The sequence below is a fragment of the Ruegeria sp. CDSC052 genome, assembly GCF_059610685.1.
The window spans coordinates 301,554-324,584 of record NZ_JBXWOB010000003.1; the positions used below are offsets into that span (position 1 = coordinate 301,554).

22 protein-coding genes are annotated in these 23,031 nt (G+C 57.1%); 7 read left to right on the top strand and 15 right to left on the bottom strand.

Annotation, left to right across the window (positions count from 1 at the left end; all coding sequences use genetic code 11):
- Positions 1-47 precede the first annotated feature (47 nt).
- Together AC2FIM_RS08680 and AC2FIM_RS08685 are read left to right on the top strand one after the other, a co-directional pair.
- Positions 48-1,484 carry a mannose-1-phosphate guanylyltransferase/mannose-6-phosphate isomerase gene (locus AC2FIM_RS08680; RefSeq protein ID WP_271949025.1) on the top strand — a complete coding sequence of 479 codons (1,437 nt, stop codon included), beginning with the start codon at positions 48-50 and terminating at the stop codon, positions 1,482-1,484.
- A gap of 207 nt (positions 1,485-1,691) precedes the next feature.
- Positions 1,692-2,768: a DUF2793 domain-containing protein gene (locus AC2FIM_RS08685; protein WP_496708005.1), complete on the top strand. Its 1,077-nt coding sequence runs from the start codon at positions 1,692-1,694 to the stop codon at positions 2,766-2,768.
- Between the two features lie 32 nt (positions 2,769-2,800).
- On the opposite strand, the gene fcl is transcribed toward AC2FIM_RS08685, so the two are convergent.
- Both fcl and gmd read right to left on the bottom strand, forming a co-directional pair.
- Entirely contained in the window at positions 2,801-3,778 is a 978-nt protein-coding gene (fcl, locus tag AC2FIM_RS08690; protein WP_281972867.1) for a GDP-L-fucose synthase, read from the bottom strand.
- Positions 3,779-3,788: 10 nt separating this feature from the next.
- Complete coding sequence (gene gmd / locus AC2FIM_RS08695; protein ID WP_142639846.1) at positions 3,789-4,913, bottom strand: GDP-mannose 4,6-dehydratase; 1,125 nt, start codon at positions 4,911-4,913, stop codon at positions 3,789-3,791.
- 160 nt (positions 4,914-5,073) lie between these two features.
- On the opposite strand from gmd, the gene AC2FIM_RS08700 reads away from it, so the two are divergent.
- Entirely contained in the window at positions 5,074-6,378 is a 1,305-nt protein-coding gene (locus tag AC2FIM_RS08700; RefSeq protein ID WP_142639848.1) for a UDP-glucose dehydrogenase family protein, read from the top strand.
- Between the two features lie 59 nt (positions 6,379-6,437).
- On the opposite strand, the gene AC2FIM_RS08705 is transcribed toward AC2FIM_RS08700, so the two are convergent.
- The 4 genes from AC2FIM_RS08705 to AC2FIM_RS08720 all read right to left on the bottom strand — a co-directional run bounded on the left by AC2FIM_RS08705 (position 6,438) and on the right by AC2FIM_RS08720 (position 10,561).
- Positions 6,438-7,721, bottom strand: coding sequence for a TRAP transporter large permease (locus tag AC2FIM_RS08705; RefSeq protein WP_416383921.1), 1,284 nt, complete (start codon positions 7,719-7,721; stop codon positions 6,438-6,440).
- A gap of 61 nt (positions 7,722-7,782) precedes the next feature.
- Positions 7,783-8,319: a TRAP transporter small permease gene (locus tag AC2FIM_RS08710; protein WP_271949035.1), complete on the bottom strand. Its 537-nt coding sequence runs from the start codon at positions 8,317-8,319 to the stop codon at positions 7,783-7,785.
- 92 nt (positions 8,320-8,411) lie between these two features.
- Complete coding sequence (locus AC2FIM_RS08715) at positions 8,412-9,464, bottom strand: TRAP transporter substrate-binding protein (protein ID WP_271949037.1); 1,053 nt, start codon at positions 9,462-9,464, stop codon at positions 8,412-8,414.
- 23 nt (positions 9,465-9,487) lie between these two features.
- Complete coding sequence (locus tag AC2FIM_RS08720; protein ID WP_496731926.1) at positions 9,488-10,561, bottom strand: pyridoxal-phosphate dependent enzyme; 1,074 nt, start codon at positions 10,559-10,561, stop codon at positions 9,488-9,490.
- Positions 10,562-10,662: 101 nt separating this feature from the next.
- Between AC2FIM_RS08720 and AC2FIM_RS08725 the strand changes: the two genes are divergently transcribed.
- The 4 genes from AC2FIM_RS08725 (at position 10,663) to AC2FIM_RS08740 (ending at position 14,296) form a co-directional block, all read left to right on the top strand.
- Positions 10,663-11,127 (top strand): Lrp/AsnC family transcriptional regulator, encoded by a 465-nt coding sequence (locus tag AC2FIM_RS08725; protein WP_271949042.1) that lies wholly within the window; start codon positions 10,663-10,665, stop codon positions 11,125-11,127.
- Between the two features lie 105 nt (positions 11,128-11,232).
- Positions 11,233-12,387 (top strand): amidohydrolase, encoded by a 1,155-nt coding sequence (locus AC2FIM_RS08730; protein ID WP_496676863.1) that lies wholly within the window; start codon positions 11,233-11,235, stop codon positions 12,385-12,387.
- The gene (locus AC2FIM_RS08735) at positions 12,384-13,547 is read left to right on the top strand and encodes a M24 family metallopeptidase (RefSeq protein ID WP_281972863.1); all 1,164 of its coding nucleotides are present in this window, start codon (positions 12,384-12,386) and stop codon (positions 13,545-13,547) included. The genes AC2FIM_RS08730 and AC2FIM_RS08735 overlap by 4 nt, the downstream gene beginning before the upstream one ends.
- 8 nt (positions 13,548-13,555) lie before the next feature.
- Complete coding sequence (locus tag AC2FIM_RS08740) at positions 13,556-14,296, top strand: maleate cis-trans isomerase family protein (protein ID WP_142639862.1); 741 nt, start codon at positions 13,556-13,558, stop codon at positions 14,294-14,296.
- Between the two features lie 33 nt (positions 14,297-14,329).
- On the opposite strand, the gene AC2FIM_RS08745 is transcribed toward AC2FIM_RS08740, so the two are convergent.
- The 9 genes from AC2FIM_RS08745 to paaZ form a co-directional block, all read right to left on the bottom strand.
- A complete protein-coding gene (locus tag AC2FIM_RS08745) occupies positions 14,330-15,091 on the bottom strand; it encodes a Phenylacetic acid catabolic protein (protein ID WP_271949049.1) in 762 nt (253 codons plus the stop codon).
- 13 nt (positions 15,092-15,104) lie between these two features.
- The gene (locus AC2FIM_RS08750) at positions 15,105-16,178 is read right to left on the bottom strand and encodes a 2Fe-2S iron-sulfur cluster-binding protein (RefSeq protein ID WP_496731928.1); all 1,074 of its coding nucleotides are present in this window, start codon (positions 16,176-16,178) and stop codon (positions 15,105-15,107) included.
- Positions 16,179-16,191: 13 nt separating this feature from the next.
- On the bottom strand, positions 16,192-16,653 hold the full coding sequence (gene paaD, locus AC2FIM_RS08755) for a 1,2-phenylacetyl-CoA epoxidase subunit PaaD (protein ID WP_142639942.1): 462 nt from the start codon (positions 16,651-16,653) through the stop codon (positions 16,192-16,194).
- Between the two features lie 5 nt (positions 16,654-16,658).
- Positions 16,659-17,417: a 1,2-phenylacetyl-CoA epoxidase subunit PaaC gene (gene paaC, locus AC2FIM_RS08760; RefSeq protein ID WP_271949058.1), complete on the bottom strand. Its 759-nt coding sequence runs from the start codon at positions 17,415-17,417 to the stop codon at positions 16,659-16,661.
- On the bottom strand, positions 17,417-17,701 hold the full coding sequence (gene paaB, locus AC2FIM_RS08765) for a 1,2-phenylacetyl-CoA epoxidase subunit PaaB (protein WP_142639870.1): 285 nt from the start codon (positions 17,699-17,701) through the stop codon (positions 17,417-17,419). The genes paaC and paaB overlap by 1 nt, the downstream gene beginning before the upstream one ends.
- A gap of 23 nt (positions 17,702-17,724) precedes the next feature.
- Positions 17,725-18,702: a 1,2-phenylacetyl-CoA epoxidase subunit PaaA gene (gene paaA, locus AC2FIM_RS08770; RefSeq protein WP_271949060.1), complete on the bottom strand. Its 978-nt coding sequence runs from the start codon at positions 18,700-18,702 to the stop codon at positions 17,725-17,727.
- Between the two features lie 15 nt (positions 18,703-18,717).
- Positions 18,718-19,920 (bottom strand): 3-oxoadipyl-CoA thiolase, encoded by a 1,203-nt coding sequence (gene pcaF / locus AC2FIM_RS08775; protein ID WP_496676849.1) that lies wholly within the window; start codon positions 19,918-19,920, stop codon positions 18,718-18,720.
- A gap of 203 nt (positions 19,921-20,123) precedes the next feature.
- Positions 20,124-20,939 carry a PaaX family transcriptional regulator C-terminal domain-containing protein gene (locus tag AC2FIM_RS08780; protein ID WP_271949065.1) on the bottom strand — a complete coding sequence of 272 codons (816 nt, stop codon included), beginning with the start codon at positions 20,937-20,939 and terminating at the stop codon, positions 20,124-20,126.
- A gap of 49 nt (positions 20,940-20,988) precedes the next feature.
- Positions 20,989-23,019 carry a phenylacetic acid degradation bifunctional protein PaaZ gene (gene paaZ / locus AC2FIM_RS08785; RefSeq protein WP_271949067.1) on the bottom strand — a complete coding sequence of 677 codons (2,031 nt, stop codon included), beginning with the start codon at positions 23,017-23,019 and terminating at the stop codon, positions 20,989-20,991.
- Positions 23,020-23,031 lie beyond the last annotated feature (12 nt).

Genomic DNA, 23,031 nt, shown 5'->3' on the forward strand with positions numbered 1-23,031 from the left:
GTCGTTTCTAAAGTGACAAAGTCCAAGAACCTTCGAGGCAAGCCGCAATGACCACCATCCATCCCATCATACTCTGCGGAGGGTCCGGCACCCGACTGTGGCCCCTGTCGCGCAAAAGTTACCCCAAGCAGTTCGTCCCTCTGATCGGTGATTCAAGCCTGCTTCAGGATTGTGCTGAACGAATGCAGGGACCCAAGGACGCGCCTTATGCCAAGCCGCTGATCCTTACCAATGATGCATTCCGTTTTGTGGTTCCGGAACAACTGGGCGCGATTGGCATAGATCCGGGTCCCATTTTGATCGAACCCGAAGGGCGCAACACAGCACCAGCGGTTCTGGCCGCCGCGTTGTATCTGGCCGCCAGCAACCCGGATGCGATCATGCTTGTCGCCCCATCGGACCATGTCATCCCGGACAAAGCTGCGTTTCATCAGGCAGTTACCGAAGGCGCGCGCGCGATTTCGGATCGTGGGGATCTCGTCACTTTCGGGATCACTCCGGACCGGCCGGAAACCGGCTATGGATATCTCAAGCTCAGCCATGCCCCAGATACGGGCAACACCGCCATTGCGTTGGACCGTTTTGTCGAAAAGCCTGATCTGCAGAATGCCCAAGCCATGATCGCCGATGGCAGCTATCTTTGGAATTCGGGGATATTTCTTTTCGCGGTCAAAGACATAATCGCTGCATTCAAAGAACATGCGTCCGCACTGCTGGACCCGGTCGGCAAGGCCGTCCGTGAGGCAAAGGCCGACCTCGGGTTTCTGCGCCTCGATCCCCGAGCCTGGGGCACGGTCGAGGATATCTCGATCGACTACGCGGTCATGGAGAAAGCCCGCAATCTGAGCGTCGTACCCTATGCGTCGGGCTGGTCGGATGTCGGCAGCTGGTCGGCAGTTCAAGAGCTGAGCAATCCAGACGCCGATGGCGTTGCCACTACGGGCCAGGTTACCACCATTGACTGCCGGAACGTATTGGTGCGTTCAGAAACCCCCACGCAAGAAGTTGTTGCGATGGGTCTGGAAAACATGATTGCGGTCGCCATGCCTGATGCGGTTTTGGTGGCCAGCATGGACAAGGCTCAGGACGTCAAACAGGCGGTTGCGGCCCTGAAGGCCAAAGGCGCCAAACAAGCGGAATCGCTGCCGGTCGATCATCGCCCTTGGGGCTGGTTCGAAAGCCTGGTTATCGGGGATCGGTTCCAGGTCAAACGCATACACGTTCACCCCGGCGCCTCACTAAGCCTGCAATCCCATCACCACCGGTCTGAACACTGGATCGTTGTTCAGGGCACGGCAAAAGTAACGATCGACGAAGATGTGCGCCTGATCTCTGAAAACCAGTCTGTCTACATCCCGCTCGGCGCCGTTCATCGGATGGAGAATCCGGGCAAGGTGCCGATGGTTCTGATCGAGGTCCAGACCGGGTCTTATCTGGGTGAGGACGACATCATCCGGTACGAGGATGTGTACGCCCGCAGCTAACCTTTAGCGGCGATTGGTAAGCTTAAGGGCAGCTTCGGCTGTCCTTTTTCGTTGAATCCAGACCTTTGGCTACGCCCCATGGAATCCTCCAAACGTTAGCAAATGATTATTCGAACGTTCGGTCAGATCAGACCGAATTCATCCTGGGCACGGCAATGTAGCGCGCAATGCAATAGTCGGACCGACAGCTACAGGAGGACGCCGCCCGTGTCACAAAACTCACCCAGATTGGATTTACCTTTCCTGCAACCTTCGCAGGCCCAGAAACACGTCACCCATAACGAGGCGCTGCGTGCTCTGGACCTGATTGTCCAGCTGAGCGTAGCGTCGACAAACGCCTCGGTCCCGCCTGCGGTGCCGGAACAGGGCGAGATTCACGCGCTTGGCGCCAACCCTACCGGGGATTGGGCCGCGCAGCCGGGCGCCCTTGCGGCCTGGTTGGATGACGCCTGGCATTTTGTGACCCCGGGAATCGGCTGGCGGACCTGGGATGAACAGGCCAACCGGTTGAAGATCTGGGACGGCGCAGACTGGTCCGAACCACAGGTCGCGACCCAGAACCTGGACGGGTTGGGCATCGCAACCGGGTATGACAGCACCAATCGGCTTTCGGTCCGGTCGCCTGCGACGTTGCTCAGCCATGACGGGGCTGGTCACCAGTTGAAGATCAACAAGGCGGCGTCAGGGGATACCGCGTCGCTTTTATTCCAGTCAAACTGGGTTGGCCATGCGGAAATGGGATTGTCCGGCAATACCGGTTTTTCCATCAAAGTCTCTTCTGATGGCGGATCCTGGACCGAGGCGCTGAGCTTTGACCCAGCCACCGGAACAGCCTCAGGCTCTGCCATTCAAAACGATGCCGAGGACATCACGGCGGGCCGCCTGATGCGGGCCGATTATGGCTATTGCCCCGGAAATCTGCTGGGCACTGTGTCTGAATCCGCCGGGGTGCCGACCGGCGCAGTTGTCGAACGCGGATCAACCGCCACTGGCGAATACGTCCGGTTTGCGGATGGTACACAAATCTGCACGGGCGTTCTGACGGCCACCGATTGCGTGAACGCCGAAGGATCGCTGTATTCCAGCGCCGAGACCACCTGGAGCTTTCCCGCAGCCTTTGCGTCCGGAACCTCACCCTCGGTCGGTGGCAGTGGCGGCGCGACAAGCCGGTTTATAGGTTTGGGCGCGGCCACTGAAACACAAGTGCCCTTTAAGGTTCTATCGGCATCCTCGGACACAAGCAGCCTGTCCCCAACGGTAGTCGCAACCGGTCGCTGGTTCTGAGCTTTAGACCGTCCGGAGCTATTCCCGGGCGGTCATTTGGCGCGCAAATCGGTGTCTGCCTGCTCCAGAAACCACGCATAGGTCTCGCGGATACCATCTTCGAGTCCGACGCGCGCGCGCCACCCCATATCGGCCAGTCGGGACACATCCATCAACTTGCGCAGTGTCCCGTCAGGCTTGCTGACATCCTGAGTGATCTTACCCGTGAATCCGGTTGTTCCGGCCACCAGGGCCGCCAGCTCAGCGATTGAGATATCTTCGCCGCATCCCACATTGATATGGCTCAGCATCGGCTGGGTATTCGCATCATAGATATCGCGCGGCAGATCGAGCACGAACAGCGATGCCTCGGCCATATCATCAACATGCAAAAACTCGCGCCTTGGCTTTCCTGTGCCCCAAATCACCACTTCTTCCAGCCCGTCACGCTGCGCCTCATGGAATCTGCGGATCAGGGCCGGCAGGACATGGCTGTTTTCGGGGTGAAAATTGTCTCCGGGTCCGTAAAGATTGGTTGGCATAACCGACCGGTAATCGACGCCATGTTGGCGATTATAGCTTTCACACAGCTTGATCCCGGCGATCTTTGCAACGGCATAGGGTTCGTTGGTGGGTTCCAGCACGCCGGTCAGCAAAGCGTCTTCACGCATGGGCTGAGGGACAGCCCGTGGGTAAATGCACGAACTACCCAACTGCAGCAAATGCTTTACCCCCGCTGCAAAAGCCTGATGGATCACGTTGCATTCAATCATCAGGTTTTCGTAAATGAAATCTGCGGGGTACGTGTTATTCGCGTGAATCCCACCGACCTTGGCCGCGGCTAGGATCACCATATCCGGACGCTCAGTCTGCATAAAATCACGCACGGCGGATTGGTCGGTTAGATCCAGTTCGGAATGCCTGCGCGTGATCAACTCCAGCTCTTCGCCTTCGTCCTTGCGGTTTTGCAAACGGCGCAGGATTGCGCCGCCAACCATACCACGATGCCCGGCAACATAGATCTTACGCATGAGGGCCTCCTCAGCCGTTTTCCAGGCTCATTGGCAGCTCAAACCCGTGCTCTTTCAAAAGCGCGTGACGTTTGGCCGTCTTCAGGTCTTCGGTCACCATCTCAGCGCACATTTCCTGCACGGTCAGTTCTGGTACCCAACCCAGTTTGTTCTTGGCGTTTGAGGGATCGCCCAGAAGGGTTTCGACCTCGGCCGGGCGAAAATATTGTGGGTCTATCCGCATTACGACGTCACCGGGTTTCAATCCCGGGGCTTTGTCCCCCTCGATCGAAACGACAGTCGCGGTTTCGTCAACGCCTGACCCGGTGAATTCCAGTGAAACGCCAAGCTCGGCTGCCGACCATTCAATGAACTGTCGTACCGAATACTGAACCCCGGTCGCAATCACGAAATCCTCAGGATTGTCCTGCTGCAGCATCAGCCATTGCATCCGCACATAGTCCTTCGCGTGGCCCCAATCCCGCAGACTGTCGATATTGCCCATGTACAGGCAACTTTCCAATCCTTGCGCAATATTTGCCAAACCGCGTGTGATCTTGCGGGTAACAAAAGTTTCGCCCCGGCGCGGGCTTTCGTGGTTAAACAGGATCCCGTTACAGGCATACATGCCATAGGCCTCACGGTAATTGACCGTGATCCAGTAAGAATAAAGTTTGGCAACCGCATAAGGTGACCGTGGGTGGAACGGGGTGGTTTCGCGTTGCGGGGTCTCTTGCACCAGACCGTAGAGTTCCGAGGTCGAGGCCTGATAGAAGCGTGTCTTTTTCTCGAGCCCGAGAAAACGTATCGCTTCCAGCAAACGCAAAGTACCAATGGCATCCACATCCGCAGTGTATTCCGGGGATTCAAAACTGACGGCCACATGGGACTGTGCGCCAAGGTTATAGACCTCGTCCGGCTGCACTTCGCGAATGATTCGCGTCAGGTTAGACGTATCGCTCAGATCACCATAGTGCAGGTGCAGTTTGGGATTGGGAACGTGTGGGTCTTGATAGATGTGGTCGATGCGTTGCGTGTTGAATGAGGACGCGCGGCGCTTAATGCCGTGAACTTCATAACCTTTTTCCAACAAAAACTCGGCCAGATACGATCCGTCTTGTCCGGTAATCCCGGTGATTAATGCCGTTTTTGTCATAGTTCCGCCCTACGAAAACAAATGTGTATGATTGCCGACCCAAAAACAGCAAGAATCCCCGGAATGCAACCCAAGCACGCTGACAGGCATTGAAACCGGCGGAACTTTCTTCGAATGTGTGCGCGCCAAAGGCGGTATTTGTTAAGAAGGGTATTTTAGTATGCGTATTGCGATGATCGGAACCGGCTATGTAGGTTTGGTGTCCGGGGTATGTTTTTCCGATTTCGGCCATGATGTCATTTGCGTCGACAAGGCCGAACAGAAAATTGAGATGCTGCAGGCTGGCGAAGTCCCGATATATGAGCCCGGGCTTGACGTCCTGATGGCCAAAAACGTAGCCGCTGGTCGGCTCAGCTTTTCCACGGACCTGGCCGCAGCAGTGGATGGTGCGGATGCTGTTTTTATTGCCGTGGGCACGCCCACACGTCGAGGGGACGGTCACGCCGATCTGACTTATGTGATGGCCGCCGCAGAAGAAATTGCGCATGCGATTACGGGCTACACTGTGGTGGTAACCAAATCGACCGTTCCAGTTGGCACCAATCGCAAGGTGCATCAGGTCATTTCTGCCGCCAACCCGAAGGCCGAATTCGACGTCGCCTCGAACCCTGAATTCCTGCGCGAAGGGGCCGCCATTGATGATTTCATGCGCCCGGATCGTGTGGTTGTCGGCGTTGAATCAGACCGCGCCGCCGATGTCATGGCGGAAATATACCGCCCGCTTTACCTGCGGGACTTCCCGATCCTGACCACCGATCTGGAAAGCGCAGAGATGATCAAATACGCCGCTAACGCGTTTCTTGCGACCAAGATCACCTTTATAAATGAGATCGCAGGCCTGTGCGAACGTGTTGGCGGCGACGTGAAAGAGGTCGCCCGAGGCATCGGTCTGGATGGGCGCATTGGCAATAAATTCCTACATGCAGGTCCGGGATATGGCGGATCGTGCTTTCCAAAAGACACCGCCGCTTTGGCCCGGATCGGTCAGGAACATGCCCACCCGATGCAGATCACCGAAACCGTCATCCGGGTGAATGACGAGGTCAAGAAACGGATGATCCAGAAAATCCGAGATGTCTGCGACGACAGTTTCAATGGAAAAACGATCGCTGTTCTGGGCGTGACCTTCAAACCCAATACCGACGATATGCGTGATGCGCCCTCGTTAACTATAGTGCCTGCACTGATCGGTGGTGGGGCAACGGTGCGGGTTGTCGACCCTCAGGGGCGTTCCGAAGGTGAGGCCCTGCTGCCCGGCGTCGAATGGTGCGAAGACCCCTATGCTGCTGCTGCAGATGCGGATGTCGTTGTGCTGTTGACCGAATGGAACGAGTTCCGTGCGCTCAATCTGAGCGAACTAGCTGGCACGATGAAATCCCCCCGAATGGTCGATCTGCGCAATATCTATTCCGAACCCGCCGTCAAGAAATCCGGCTTCGATAGTTACGTCGGTATTGGGCGCTGATCTTCGGATCAAGTTTGGATGGCCGATTCAAAACAACCGGCCATCCTTCATTCATTTTGTCAAAACGCCGCCAGATCCCTGAGGAACAGGGCGATACCTGGGAAGTAGATCAGCATAGCCGTCATCAGCGCCAGGATCGCGAAGAACGGCAAAGTGCCCCGGATCACCTCAAGATAAGGTCTGTTGAAAATCGCGATTGCGGTGAAGATATCGCAGCCAAACGGCGGTGTTGCTGATCCGATGGCCATCTGCAGCGTCACCATAACCCCGACAAGAACCGGATCAATCCCCGAGGCATCCACGATCGGAACGAAGATTGGCGTAAGGATGACAAGCACGACCAGCGAGTCGACGAACATACATCCCACGAAGAAGCACAGCGCTATGATGAACAGGATGTATTCCTGCGACGCGCCTTCCAGGTTCAGCGGCTCTAACAGGCCCTGTGGAATCTGTTCGAAGGAAATATACCAGGAAAACGCCTGACCGATCCCGACAAGGATGAACACAACCGCCGTAATCAATCCTGTGCTGAGAGCGGAATCCAAAACGTCGTTGAGTTTCAGTTCCCTATAAATCACGCATTCGACGATCAGCGCATAAAGCACCGAAAACGAGGCTGCTTCGGTCGGGGTCACTGCGCCGGTGTAGATACCGCCGACGATCAGGACCGGGAAACCAAGCGGCAGTATGGCCTTGCGAAACGCTGCGCGCCGCTCGGCACCGGATTTCTTTGGCACCCGCGCGATCAGATCGCCCTGCAGGACGCTGTAGAAATAGCAATAGACCGAAAACATCAGCGCCAGAACAACGCCCGGACCAATTCCTGCAATGAACAGTTCGCCCACGCTGGTATTGGCCAGCGTGCCATATAGGATCATCCCGATGCTTGGAGGGATAAGGAAGGCGATGTCGCTGGCATTGATGATCAACGCCATGACAAAACTGTCCTTGTAACCGGCCTTCAGCAGCTTTGGCCGCATGATCTGACCAATCGAAACCACGGTCGCCTGAGTCGAACCCGAAACCGAGCCGAACAATGTGCAACTGATGCAGGCCGTGATCGGCAATCCGGCTCGGCGGTGACCGACAAAGGCTTCGATCAGCCCAAGCAGATTATTGGCCGTATGACCTCTCGCCATGATATCGGCGGCGAATATGAACATCGGCACAGCGATCAGCGCGTTTGGCGAAATGCCAGTGACCATCTGTTGGATGATGACGCCAGTATCGCTTTGCGAGAAATGAACAAGGCCAATCAGCGTGGCAACCGCTAGCGGAACAACCATCGGGTAGCTGAGGAACAGCAGAACCACCATCGCCACGACCAGAGCAAAGGTGATGACATAGATATCCAGCTCACCAGCTATGACATCGCCAAGGAAATCAAGGAATCCGGGCATCTCAGACTCCTACATCCACTGCGTCATTGTCCTCGACTTCGTACGAGTGCCAGATGCCGACATGAGTGACATTCATGATGAATGCGATCAGATATTGCAGGCTGGCCATAAACAGGCCGACCGGGATCACCGAGTAGATGATATAGACCGGAAACTGCAGCGCCGGGCTCAGACGGTTCAGCTCTTTGATCTCAAGCACGTAGAACACGGACTTATAGGCCAAAAAGGCCAGCAGCATGCTGGTCGTGATCGAAATCAGCGTCAGGATCACCTTCTTGGATCGTCGGGACAGCGTGTCATAAACCGCCGTCATCCGAATGTTTCGACCTTTCCGAACCGCATAGGCAAATCCAAAAAAGGTCACGCTGACAATCAGAAACTGGTTCAGCTCTTCCGAGAAGAACAGGCTTTTGCCAAAGGCGTAGCGGCCAATAGCGTTTGCGGTCGAATTCACCATCATCAACAATATGGCCAGAATGATAACGAATTTCTCGATGAACTCGGTGCCCCTACTTAGGGCGACCAAAGCGCTTTTCATGATTTTCCCTCCCTCGGCCCGCCAGTCAGCGTTCCGTAAATGAAAGACGCGACGTCTGAATGAGACGCCGCGCCTTTCAGTGATGTCAGCTTTTATTGCGACGCATTGCTCACCTCGTTAAGCAGGCCGTCGAGGATCTTCTGGGCTTGCGCGCGGGCCGCAGGTTTCTCGGCGTCGTCATAGGCGTTTTCGACCACATCGAAGAATGTTTCGTGCAATGTGGCGCTTTGGGCTTCAAAGACAGCGCGCTCGTCCTCAGTCAAGACGATGACCTGCAGATCGGGGCGCTCGGCCTTGATCTTGTCCATGTTTTCCAGATTGATCTTGATCTGATAATCATGCGCAGCCTGCTCGCCCTTGGCGATGGCGTTCTTGACCATCTCTTGCTGATCCGCGGGCAGACCGTTGAACCATTCACTGTTGGTGGAAACGGTGCCGACGTAAGGAAGCTGGCCCGGGAAGATCAGGTAATCCTGAACCTCATGCCACTTGGCGTTGTAGATGAAATAGATCGGGTTCACCATGCCATCGACGGTCTTCAACTGCAGCGCGCCATAGACCTCGCCCCAGGACAAAGGCGTCGGGTTGGCGCCAAACGCCTTGAAGGTTTCCACCGGAATGGTCGAAGTGAAGGTACGGATTTTCTGGCCTTCAAAATCCGCCGGGCTGCGGATCGCCTTGTTGGCACCCCAGGCCATGTCGCCTTCCGAGATCATGGTGAGTAGCTTCAGGTTCACCTTCTCGAATTTCTCGCTGAGGTCTTCATAGATGGTCGGGCTGGTGGTCAGAACTTCGCGGATCACGTCGATATCACCGCCCAGAACATAGGGCAGATCAAGAACCTGTGCCTCGGGCACATAAGACCCCAGGTGACCGGTGCCCACCGATACGAACTGGACCGTACCCTTAGATGTCAGCTCGACAATATCGTTCTCGGTACCCAACTGACCGTAGTAGTAGATACGCACTTTGATGTCGCCATCGGACTGCTCTTTGACACTTTCGGCGAAGGCCTGTGCAAAGATATCCTGTACGTCGCCTTTGTCCTCTTCCGAGGCGAATTTCCAGGTGTCCGCAAAGGCAGCAGTCGACAGACCTGCCGCGAAAACCGCCGAGGTTATCAGCTTGCTAAAAATGGATGTCATTCTGTTAGTCCTTTCTTGCCCGCTCATGCGAGCCCTTCTGAGATGATGACAAGAGGACGTAATTCCTGCGTCCTCGCCTGTTGGTTGGTTCTCTTGCACAGGGCGCCGTAACCGGCCGCGCCTGACGGCGTGGTCGCGATTCCAAGTGCTGTGACAGCTTCTGCGGCTGCCTGGCCTTCTTCTTCGGAAAGGGTTTCGTAGCTCACGCCGCAGCGCTCGAGCACATCCCAGGCCACGATCGACGGTGCCTTGCAGTCAAGCCGACCCATATTCGAATCCGGCCCATCGCTGCGGGTGGCCCGTCCGGCCAAGTGACTGGCCCGCAAACAGGACGCAGCGCCGGGTTCGACAACGATCAGTTCAGGCTGTTCCGCCCAGTTCAGACGGATCATATGCGACATTGCGGCGGCCAACCCACCGACACCGGCCTGCAGATAGACATGCGTAGGCCACTGCCCCGAAGCCTCGAACCGCGCGCGCAACTCTTCGGCGATGACGCAATAGCCCTCCATCACCAGTTTCGGAATCTCGGTGTAACCAGGCCAGGTTCCGTCGGCCAAAAGCGTGGCACCGGTGGTTTTGGCGTCAGCAATAGCGGCGGCGACGCTTTCGTCATAAACATCGCCCGAACGGACAACCTCGGCACCGAAGGTTCTAAGACGGTCGCCGAACCCTTGCGGTACGGTCTGCGCCAGATGAATTCGCGCCTTTGCACCCATCGCCCGCGCCCCAGCCGCAACGCCCATTCCGTGGTTGCCTGCACTTGCGCAGACGAATGTGTGGCCAGATGCGAATTCTCGAAAAGCGGCATCCTTCATCCGCGTGAGGGAGAGCGTTTCACCGGTATTCTCGAGCCATGCATCCTCGAGAAGGCGTGCAACCGCATAGGGCGCCCCCAAAGCTTTGAACGCGCCAAGCCCCATACGCTCTGTCTCGTTCTTGACCAGAATGCTCTGACCATCAGGCCCCGTGATTTCAATCAGCGGCGATACAGCGTAGGTCTCTTGCCCCTGAAAAAACTCCTGCGCACGGACGAAATCCGGGGCGAAGCTTAGGTCGTCGGTCGCTGTCATGTATTTTTCATCCGCTTTTTCCATGTGCAGAGATTGTGCATGATCGACCTATTTCTATTTATCGTATTTGACCCTAATCTCGATAATATGTTTCAAACCTGCCTCTTCCATCGCGAGGATTTTTCATGAACCAACAACTTGATGATGCAGACACGATAATCCTCAGAACCCTGCAAAGGGATTGTCGAATCGGGCTGGAACAGCTGGCGCAAGAATGCAGTCTTTCAGTTCCCTCGGTGCAGCGGCGGCTCAAGCGGTTGCGAGATTCCGGGCTGATCCTGAAAGAGGTCGCGGTACTAAACCCGTCGCGCTTTGATTATAAGATGACCTTCATCGTTCTGGTCGAACTTGACCGGGAATCGCTTCAGCAACTCGATCTGTTCCGCAAACGCGCCAGGAACGAGCCGCAAGTTCAGCAATGCTATTATGTGACCGGTGATGCCGACTTTGTTCTTATCTGCGTCGCACAGGACATGGAGGATTTCGAGGACCTGACCCATCGCTTGTTTTTCGATAACTCGAATGTCCGCAGATTTCGCACATCCGTCGCGATGGACCGAACAAAGATTGGTCTGGAACTTCCGATCTGAACTTGGCGCTTTTGTGCAATTTTTTCTGCTTTAGGGTCGGAAATTTGATGCGAAACACGCAGCCCTATCCTGTAGAACCGATGCAACTCACACGCGGATGAAGAAATGAGCGATTTAGAAAACCGTATGATCGCGCTTCGGCGGGATTTGCACAGGCACCCGGAACTGGGCTTTCAAGAGACGCGAACCAAGTCGGTTGTCGCTGAACGGCTGCGCGCCCTTGGGATCGAAGTGCACGAAGGCGCAGGCGTTGTCGGTGTGCTTCGATCCGGCGGTGGCAACAAAGCCATTGGCCTGCGTGCTGACATGGATGCGCTTCCAATCACCGAAACCTCGTCCCATGACTATGTCTCGACCTCACCCGGTGTGATGCATGCTTGTGGCCACGATGGTCATACAACCATGCTGCTTGGGGCGGCAGAGCGTCTGGCGAAAGAACCTACCTTTGACGGTACGGTTGTTTTTCTATTCCAGCCAAACGAAGAGCACGGCCTGGGCGCGCGCGCGATGATCGACGACGGTGTGCTAGAACAATTTCCGGTCGAAGAAATCTATGCAATCCACAATTTGCCAGGCGCTCCAACCGGTCAGATTTCGACCCGCGCCGGTATTATCTGTAACAGTGAAACCCTGTTCGAGATCACGGTTAAAGGCCAGGGCGGTCATGCCTCGATGCCACAAACCGGCGTTGATGCAATTACCGTAGGGTCCGAGATTGTGGTGGCATTGCAGACCGTGGTGGCACGAAAGCTTGCGCCCGCCTCTGGCGCGGTAGTTTCCGTGACCGAATTCCTGACGGACGGCCAGCGAAATGTCTTGCCGGGCAACGCCACTCTCAAAGGAGATTTTCGCGCCAGATCGCCCGAGGACCGCAACGCCATCGAAGGTTTCATGCGTCAGATCACCGAAGGGATTGCGGCAGCACATGGCATTCAAGCATCGGTCAGCTTTGATACGCAGTTCGTCGAGACCATCAACGCCGCCACCCCGGCCCTTGCGGTATATCGCGCAGCCGAAGCCGCCGGTTGTGACCTGATCAAAGATCGGGCACCGATGAGTTTTTCTGAGGATTTCGCCCAGTTTTCGGCCGCCGTGCCGGGATGTTTCCTGTTGCTGGGCAATGGCGAGGCCGGGCCGCATGGCCAACCGCTCCATGCTTCTGACTATGATTTCAATGATGAACTGCTGCCGATCGGAGCTGAATTCTGGACCCGATTGGTTCAGGACCGGTTGCCCCCGCGAAAGGATCAAGAGTCATGAACGCCCCACGACGTGGTTTTGACCAACAAGAATTCGCAACGCGTACCGCAGCGGCCCAGACAAAGATGGCCGAAACCGGTATGGCGGGCATATTGCTGACAACTGAACCGGATGTGCGCTATTTCAGCGGGTTCCACACGCTGTTTTGGCAAAGCCCGACTCGCCCATGGTTCCTGTTCATCCCGGCAACCGGCAAGCCCATCGCAATCATCCCTGAGATCGGCGCAGACCTTATGCGGCGAACCTGGGTCACAGATATCCGCACCTGGGGCGCACCTGCACCAAAGGATGACGGTATCGGGCTGTTGACCGATCTGCTGGCGCCACATGCCAGCCGTGGTGAAACCGTTGGATTGATGAAGGGGCACGAAACCCATTTGCGGATGCCGCTTGGCGATTATGAGCGGCTGTTGGCGGGCCTGAATGGGCTAAAGATCACTGACGCGACCGAGATCGTCCGAGGCTTGCGAATGGTGAAATCCGAGGCCGAGATCGAAAAACTCACCTATATCTGCGCCATCGGGTCGCGCACATTTGAGCGGGTGCCCGAAATCGCCCGCGAAGGGCAGCCGCTTGAGGATGTGTTCCGCTCCTTTCGGCGCGAAGGGCTGGCGCAGGGTGCCGATGATGTTCCGTATTTGGTCGGCGGTGCGGATACGGGCGGCTATCACGACGTCATCTCGCCCCCGTCCCGCCGACCACTGGCGCGCGGCGATGTGCTGATGCTCGACACCGGTTCCAACTGGGACGGGTATTTTTGCGACTTCGATCGGAATTGGGCCATTGGCCGCGCCGATGACGCCTCACGCCATGCATATGATGTTCTTTGGCGCGCGACTGAGGCCGGGATGGCCGCAGCTCGCCCCGGAGCGACTTGCCGAGAATTGTTTCAAGCGATGCAGAAGGTGATCACGGAGCTCGACGATCAGGGTGGTGACGTCGGCAGGCTGGGTCATGGGCTTGGCATGCAGCTGACCGAATGGCCCTCGCACACCAGTTGGGATACAACCGAGATCGCCGAAAATATGGTACTGACCCTTGAACCATCGCTTGGCTATGGCGACGGTCGGGTCATGGTGCACGAAGAGAACATCGTCATACGTGCAAGTGGGGCGGAGCTTTTGACCAAACGCGCCGCGCCTGAACTACCAATCATCTGAGGCCAATCATGAAGCTTGATTTCGAAACAGACGAAGGCATTGGCACCCGCGCCAATCTGGGTGTGATTGTTCTTGAGACTGACGAGACGTTAGAGAACGAATTCTCTCGGATCATGTGCCTAGCTGGTGTCGCGCTCTATCACAGCCGGATTCCGATGGTGCCCGAAATCCGACCCGACACATTGGCACGGATGGAACAGGACTTGCCTGCGACGGCACGGCTTTTGCCACCATCGCTCAGCTTTGATGCAATCGGATTTGGCTGTACCTCGGCCTCGACCGTGATCGGGTCCGAGAATGTGGCCAAGGTGATAAAGACGGTCTGCCCGGATGCACGTGTGACAGATCCGTTGGCGGCAATCATCGCTGCCGGTCAGCATTTAGGAGCCCGACGATTGGGCTTCGTCACCCCCTATATTCCCGAAGTTTCCGCTGGGATGCGCACAAAGCTGGAACAGGCCGGTTTCGAAATCGCAGGTTTCGGGTCGTTCGAGGAAGGAAATGATCGCGTTGTTGCGCGGATCACAGAAGGGTCGATCCTTGACGCTATTGAAAAGGTCGCGGCTCAAGCGCCCTGCGATGCTGTCATTGTCTCTTGCACGAATCTGCGATGCCTTGACGTCATTGTTCAGGCAGAAGAAAAGATCGGGATTCCAGTCATTTCCAGTAATCAGGCGCTTGCCTGGCATATGCTTCGATTGGCCGGCATTGAGGACCTCAACCCTCAGTTCGGACGGCTCTTTGGATAGAGCGAGAAGGGTGTCCGCCTAGGGCGCTTTCGTTCAAGCAGGCGATTTGAGGCCAAGCGTTGCCAGAGTTGCAGCCATTGTCTGGCCCCAACGGTCCTGCAATGCGCTGTTTGTGTTGCGACGCAGGCCCATTGATTTCAACAGCTCGAACCGTTTCGGGTCATCGCCGCCGAAGGACACCGCAACCCGAGGCCACCAGTAAGTGACCGAGTTCTGCATGTCGTCCGCCGCACCGTTCTCGATCAGTTTGACCGCCCCTTCCAACGCCAGCTCGCCATGATGTGCCTCGACCGGGGCGATGGATCGGAAGGCTTCGGCCAGAGGCTGATACGAGATGGTGGAATACTCGGCCAGTTGTTCGGCCACCGCGCGGCTCATCAGCAGGTTCATGACTACAGCGTCCGTCCAGCCGGACAGCGGATAGTTGAACACCGCCAGACGCATGTCATGCTCGGACCGGGTGGCCCCTATATCCGCATCCCGCGACAAGCGCATGGTCCAAGGATGGTGATTGGCATAGCGTTCGGTATCTGCGCCAAATTCGCCCATGATGCTGAGAACACAATTTGCGTGGTCTGACTTTTCCAGCACGATCTTTGCGGCGGCGATCCGTTCCTTGATCCCCGGCCCCTGATTGATGATGTCGGCAAACCCGGCAGCCCCAGCCAGTTCGCTGTCGACAAATGTCGCCATCAGCTTCATCAGCTCGGCCCGATAGCGAGGCGGCACGTTCGATGGGTTGGTCAGAACACCGCCTGCGGCCAGATAGCTGTCGAGTGTCATTGAATCGGACATATCTGCCCCCTTTCTACCGGTCGTAATCGACGACCACGCGGTCTGTTACCGGATAGGCCTGGCAGCTTAGCACATAGCCTTTTTCCACTTCGTAATCTTCCAGCGCGTGATTGGCGAGCATCTCGACCTCACCCTCAAGCACCTTGCAGCGGCAGGTCGAACAGACACCCGCCTTGCAGGCAAACGGGGCATCCATAGCGTTTGCCTGGGCCGCCTCAAGGATGGATTGGTCCTTGGGTATGGTCACGGTCTGAGTGGATCCATCCAGCGTGATCGACGCGCTGCTTTGATTGCCCTGCGTACCCGTTTCTGCCGAAACGGGCTTAGCCTTGGCCCGTCCGGGCTGGGCGCTGGCGAACAGTTCAAACTTGATCTGGCTGTCATCCAGTCCGTGTTCGCGCAATGCGGCGGCAATGCCCAGAATCATCGGTTCCGGGCCGCAGATAAATGCGGTGTCGACATGGTCGATATCGACCCAATGTTTGAACAGCTGCGCGCATTTTTCCTGGGTCACCAAACCGGTGAACAGCTCGATCTCTTGTGAATCCGTCTCAAGAACGTGGATCACGTTGAGGCGACCCATATAGAGGTTCTTGAGGTCTTCGAGATCCTCGCGGAACATGATCGTGTTGATGCCCTTATTGGCATAGATAAGGGTAAAGCGTGATTGCGGTTCCTGTGCGAGGGTCGTTTTGAGGATCGACAGCACCGGCGTAATCCCCGAGCCCCCTGCAAAGCCCAGATATTGCTTTTCCGCACCCGCATCTATCGGAGTATGAAAGCTGCCCATCGGCGGCATTGCCTCGACGATGTCGCCGACATTCAGTTCAGTATTCGCCCATCCGGAAAAGGCGCCGCCTTCAACACGTTTGATGCCAACCTGCAGCACGCCTTCATCCTTGCCCGCGCAGATCGAGTAGGACCGGCGCAGTTCTTCGCCCTCAAATTCGCGACGAAATGTCAGATATTGACCGGCGGTGAAATCGAACTGATCTGCAGCGCCGTTCACAGGTTCCAGTGTCACCACCACCGCATCGCGAATGGTTTTGTGGATATCTGTGACTTTCAGGTCGTGGAAACGTGCCATCCGGTGGTCCTCCTCAGATGCACTTGAAATAGTCAAATGGTTCCAGGCAGTCGGTGCATCGCCAATGCGCCTTGCAAGGGGTCGAACCGAACTGGCTGACCTTCTCGACCGCTTTGCTACCGCAGCGCGGGCAGCGATCCGGGCCGCCCGCCGGTTGCGGTGGGGCAATGCCATAGTCCTCCAACCGGGCGCGGCCCTTTTCGCTGAGCCAGTCGGTGGTCCAGGCCGGGGCGATGCTGGTTTCGATCTGCACGTCACTGATCCCGCGATCGTGCAAGGCGGTTTCGATATCCAGGCTGATAATGGATGTTGCCGGACAGCCGGAATAGGTTGGAGTGACCGTCACCTTCAACGTCTCGTCCTGCCACTGCACATCGCGCACAATGCCAAGATCGACCACCGAAATCACCGGAATTTCAGGGTCAGGAACAGCATCCAGCCATTCCCAGATTTGTTTGGTCGATGCCCGATCCATCGGCGTTACCAGCTTGCTTCGGGATAGGCGCGTTGCAGCCACTGCATCTGTGTCAACAGATGACCCAGATGTTCCGTATGCATCCGCCCGTCACGCCCACCTTTATGGGCAAACGCGCCTTCCGGGATCGTCAAGGTCGCCTCGGACAGGATCCGCTGCACCAAAGCGTCAAACTCCGCGCTCAGATCCGCGGGGTTCGGCGCAATGCCCGCCGCGACCATCTCGGCGTCAACTTCGTCGCTGGTGAACATCTCGCCTACATACGGCCACAGGTAGTCCAGAGCCGACTGCATCCGGGCGTGGCTTTCCGCTGTTCCGTCCCCCAGACCAACCACCGTGTCGCCCGAGCGTTCCAGGTGATATGCCACCTCTTTACTGGCTTTCGCGGCAATGGCCGCGACACGGTCATCCGTAGAGTTGAGCAAGCGTCCCAGCATGATGGAATGCCATGCATCGAACAGGAATTGGCGCATCAGGGTCCGGCCAAAATCCCCATTGGGAACCTCGACCAGCAGCACATTGCGGAAATCCCAGGCATCGCGCAGAAAGGCCAGATCGTCAGCAGTTTTGCCGCCTTGGATTTCCCCCGCCAGACCCAACCACATCTGAGTCTGCCCGATCAGGTCCAAGGCCGTGTTGGCCAGTGCGATATCCTCTTCCAGCACCGGCGCATGGCCGCACCATTCGCTGACGCGATGGCCAAGGACCAGGTCGTTGTCGCCCATCCGTAGAAGGAATTGTACAAATGCCGTGTCCCGGTCCATCACATGGCCCCCACTTCATCGGGGATGTCGAAAAAGGTTGGGTGACGATAGACCTTGCTTTCGCTGGGCTCGTATAATGGGCCCTTGTCGCTGGGCGAGGAGGCCGAGATATTATTCGCCTCGACCACCCAGATCGACACACCTTCATTGCGGCGGGTATAGACATCGCGCGCGTTCTTGATGGCCATCTCCGCGTCAGGGGCATGCAACGAGCCGACGTGACGGTGGCTCATACCATGCTGACCGCGGATAAAGACTTCCCACAGGGGCCATTCGTTTTTCATCGGGTTTCCTCCTCAGGGTCGGCTTATTCGGCAGCCACTGTGCCAGAGCGTTTCTTTTCGGCATAGGCCATCAGCCCGTCGCGCACCCATTTGCCGTCGTCCCAGGCTTGGTTTCGGGCGGCCAGCCGGTCGGTGTTGCAGGGGCCATTGCCACTGATGACATCGAAGAACTCGGACCAGTCAGGTTCTGAAAAATCATAATGGCCGCGATCGTCGTTCCAATTCAGCTTTGGGTCAGGGATGGTCAGGCCCAGATACTCGGCCTGTGGCACAGTCTGATCGACGAATTTCTGACGCAACTCGTCATTGGTGTTCATCTTGATCTTCCATTTCATCGACTGCGTCGAATGCACCGAGTCCTTGTCGGACGGTCCAAACATCATCAGCGATGGGTACCAAAAGCGGTTCAAAGCGTCCTGCGCCATTCGTTTCTGGTCCGGCGTGCCTTCGGCCATCTTGCGGATGGCGTCATAGCCCTGACGCTGATGAAAGCTCTCTTCTTTGCAGATGCGGATCATGGCGCGTGAATAGGGACCGTAAGACGTGCGCTGCAACGGCACCTGGTTCATGATCGCGGCGCCATCCACCAGCCAGCCAACGGCACCAACATCAGCCCAGTTCAGGGTGGGATAGTTGAAGATGGACGAGTATTTCATGCGCCCGTCCAGCAGCATTTCGGTGATCTCATCCCGGCTGACACCCAGTGTTTCGGCGGCGCAGTAAAGGTACAGACCATGCCCGGCCTCGTCCTGAACTTTTGCCAACAGGATCGCCTTGCGTTCCAGTGTGGGTGCCCGTGTGATCCAGTTCGCCTCGGGCAGTTGTCCAACGATTTCGGAATGGGCGTGCTGGCCGATCTGGCGGATCAGCGTCTTGCGATAGCCTTCGGGCATCCAATCCTTGGGTTCGATCTTTTCGTCAGCGTCTATGCGCGACTGAAAGGCAGCGAGCTTTGCAGGATCTTCCTGTGTCGCCTCGGACTTAACCATCTGAGCATACATGTCCCGTCATCTCCCCTATACGCGTTCAAGAATAAGCGCTGCGCCCTGACCGACGCCGACACACATGGTGCACAGCGCGTATCGCCCGCCCGTGCGCCGCAACTGATAGGCCGCGGTCATAACCAACCTTGCGCCGGACATGCCCAACGGGTGGCCAATGGCAATCGCGCCCCCATTCGGGTTCACCTGTGGCGCGTCGTCTGGCAGACCCAGTTCGCGCAGTGTCGCCAGACCCTGGGACGCGAAGGCCTCATTCAACTCTATCACGTCCATTTGCTCGATGCTCAGCCCGGCGCGGGCCAAAACTTTGCGGCTAGCCGGAACCGGGCCAATGCCCATGACACGCGGCTCAACCCCGGCGACAGACATGCCCACGACTCGGGCCATCGGGGTCAGGCCGTTCTTTGATGCTGCCGCCTCATTGGCCATCAAAATGGCCGCAGCGCCGTCATTGACGCCCGAGGCGTTGCCAGCGGTCACCGTCGTATCCGGCCCGTTGACACCTTTGAGACCAGACAGTTTGTCCACGGTAACATCTGGGCGCGGATGTTCATCCGTATCAACAATGATCGGATCGCCCTTGCGTTGCGGGATCGTGACCGGGGTGATTTCATCCCGGAACAGACCTGCCTCATGCGCGGCGGCCCATCGGGCCTGACTGCGCGCCGCAAAAGCATCTTGGTCATCGCGGCTGATACCAAAGTCTTCGGCCACATTGTCGGCCGTTTGCGGCATCGAGTCGATGCCATAGGCCTGTTTCATCTTCGGGTTCACAAAGCGCCAACCGATTGTGGTGTCATAGACCGCATTGCTGCGGGTAAAGGCCGAGGTCGCCTTGGGCATCACAAAGGGCGCGCGCGACATGCTTTCGACACCGCCGGCCACAGCCAGATCATAATCGCCCGCCTTGATGCCCCGCGCTGCCATTCCAACCGCATCCATTCCACTGGCGCACAATCGGTTCACTGTTGTTCCAGGCACATCAACCGGCAATCCAGCCAACAAGGCCGCCATCCGCGCCACATTGCGGTTGCTTTCACCCGCCTGATTGGCATCGCCATAGATCACATCATCAACGCTGGCCCAATCAACCTGCGGGTTGCGCTCTTTCAGGGCGGCCAATGGGATCGCGGCCAGATCATCTGTCCTGACTGACGACAAAGCCCCCCCATATCGCCCAATCGAAGTGCGCGTCGCGTCGCAAATGAATGCGTCCATCACTTAGTTCTCCTGTAGGTGCTGATCCGTATCATTGACCGCATGGTCGGTTTTTAGGGCGTCCATCGATTCGAGGCAAGCTTAATGTTACGAGTTCTTCTTCTTTTTTAGTTTTTATGTAACATTAAGCGCGAGAGATACGCCCGCAATGATCGCCGAATGACCAGCATCGGGCGGATCAGATAGGTGACGCTAAAGAAAACCTAGCTGTCCAGCTCGGCTTCCAAGGATGTTAAATCCGGGCGCGGCAGTTTTTCCAACAACTGAGATACAGCCGCCCGGCATGCAGGGCCTTTCCAGTCAGCGGGCAGAAACGCTGCAGGAAAGGCGGGATGGCGCAGAACAATACGGCGCCAATTATGCACGATCAGGACACGCAGAATGGCCGTCTTCATCGGGTCGCCCGCCCCCTCAGATGGCATCTCTTGGTCGATGATCTGTGTCGATCTCAAGAACTGATCATAGGCGGTTTTCAACGCCTCTGGCCCGCAGAGATCCCGAAGCCAGCCAGGAACAGAGATAGCGCTGCTTTCCACGCCCATCAGCTCTTCAAGACCCGCCGGAACCTGACCCGGAGCCATCGACGTTGCGGGATTGAGAGAGATGTAGTCCCCAGTCAGCATCAGGTCAGCCAATTCTTTGCGCGATGAGTCCGAATTGCTGGCGATAAGTACATGCCAGAGGCCGGGTTCCGGCGCTTCCTTGGCATAGATACGCGGTGCGGCGGTCACACTCTGATGACGGCCAAACGCGGTCAGGCGGTGAAAGCTGCTGCGCCCTTTGCGGGTGCTTTCAATCCAGCCATCCTTGCGCAGCCGATGCAGGGCAACACGCGTGGCTTCGGCCTTGATCCCGGCAAGGCTGGTCAGTGCGGTGATCACCGCACCACTTATCTGATCTGTTTCTTCCTGCGCCAGATCACCGAATATCGTCACCAGCACGGACCACACCCGTTGCGTACCCTCAGAGGTCAGATGGCTAACGCAGGTTTCAAACCAATCGGGGGCTGAATCTTTCATGCAGCAAGTATAATCGGGCCAGATCGAATTACCATCCGGCCCAAGAATCTTAGTAGGCCACCATGGTCAGCAGCTCATATTCGGCCACAGGCTCATCATCTTGCTGGGTCAGGGTGACATGCCAGCGCACCTCGCCATATTCATCATTGCGGCGGGTTTTCTTTTTAACCGTCAGGCGCACCTTGATGCTGTCGCCTGCCTCTACCGGTTTCATAAAGCGCAGGTTATCGAGCCCAGTATTGGCCAGGACCGGCCCCTCGTTCGGTTCCACAAAAAGACCCGCCGCGAATGACAGCAAAAGATATCCATGCGCGACCCGGCCCGGAAAGAACGGGTTACGCTCAGCTGCGGCCTGATCCATATGGGCATAGAAGGTGTCGCCGGTGAATTCGGCGAAATGTTCAATGTCTTCCATGGTCACGGTCCGCGGTGCGGTGTGGATCGTCTCACCAATGGCCAGATCGTGATAGCGGCGTGTAAATGGATGGGCTGGCGCATTGACCTCGGCTGCACCCGGCACCCATCTCTCGCCAATAGCTGTCAATATGTCCGGCGATCCTTGAATCGCCGTACGTTGCATATAATGCATCACACCGCGCACACCGCCCATTTCCTCGCCACCGCCAGCACGGCCGGGACCGCCATGGACCATATGCGGTAAAGGAGAGCCATGGCCTGTGGATTCTTTCATCGAGTCTCGGTTGTTGAAATAGAGCCGCCCATGATAGGCCCCTGCCCCCATAACAAATTTGCGGGCAACATCAGCATCATGTGTGATGACCGAGGCCACCAGAGACCCCTGCCCTCTGTTCGCCAGCTCAATCGCGTGGTCGGTATCGCGATAGCCCATGATTGTACTGACGGGCCCAAAGGCTTCGGTATCATGCACACGTAGCGCGGCATCGGGATCGCTGCAATGGAACAGCATCGGTGGCAGAAAGGCGCCCTTATCTGCATCGGCCCCATCGACCACGAAGTCGTCCGGGTTGCCAAAGACGCACTCGGCCTCGTGCCCTATAATCGCGGCCTTCTCCAAAACATCGCGCTTCTGACTGGCCGAGACCAGCGCACCCATTCGGGTGGTTTCCAGTTTCGGATCCCCGATGGTGGTCTTTGCCAAACGCGCGGACAGCGCCTCAATCACGGCCTGCACATGCGGCTCGGGCGCGATGATCCTGCGGATGGCAGTGCATTTCTGACCCGCCTTGGTGGTCATCTCGCGCTGAACCTCTTTGACGAACAGATCGAATTCGGGCGTTCCCGGCGCGGCATCAGGGCCCAGGACCGAGCAGTTCAAGCTGTCCTGCTCCGCCACGAACCGGACCGAATTCTCCAGGATTACGGGGTTCGCGCGCAGCTTCAGCGCCGTATCCGCCGAGCCTGTAAAGCTGACCACATCCTGCATGGTCAGGCGATCGAGCATGTCGCCCAGCCCGCCTGACACCAGTTGCAATGCACCGTTGGGCAATATGCCCGACTCGAGCATCAGCCGAACGCACAGCTCGGTCACATAGCAGGAATTTGTGGCCGGTTTGACGATAGCCGGAACCCCCGCCAGAAGAGTCGGAGCCAGCTTTTCCAGCATGCCCCAGACCGGAAAGTTGAAAGCGTTGATATGGATCGCAACACCTTTCAACGGGGTGCAGATATGTTGCCCCAGAAAGGTGCCATTGCGCGAAAGCTGCTCGACCTCGCCGTCGAGATAGACATGCCCGTCCGGCATCTCGCGCCGCCCTTTTGAGGCAAAGACGAACATCGTGCCAATACCGCCGTCAATGTCGATCAGATGATCCGCCTGGGTTGCGCCGGTATTGAAGGACAGATCGTACATCGCCTGCTTGTGCTTGCCCAGATGAACAGACAGCGCCTTGAGCATCTTGGCCCGCTGGTGAAACGTCATCTTGCGCAGCGCAGGACCACCAACATTGCGCGCATGATCCAGCATTCCCTGAACGTCCAAGGCGTTGTTTCCGGCTGTTGCGATCACCTCTCCCGTCACCGCGCTTGCGATGTTGCGGGCACCTGCCCCCGGCGCAATCCACTCGCCCGCAGCAAAACTGGAAATCTGTTGGATCGTCATAGGTTTCTCCTT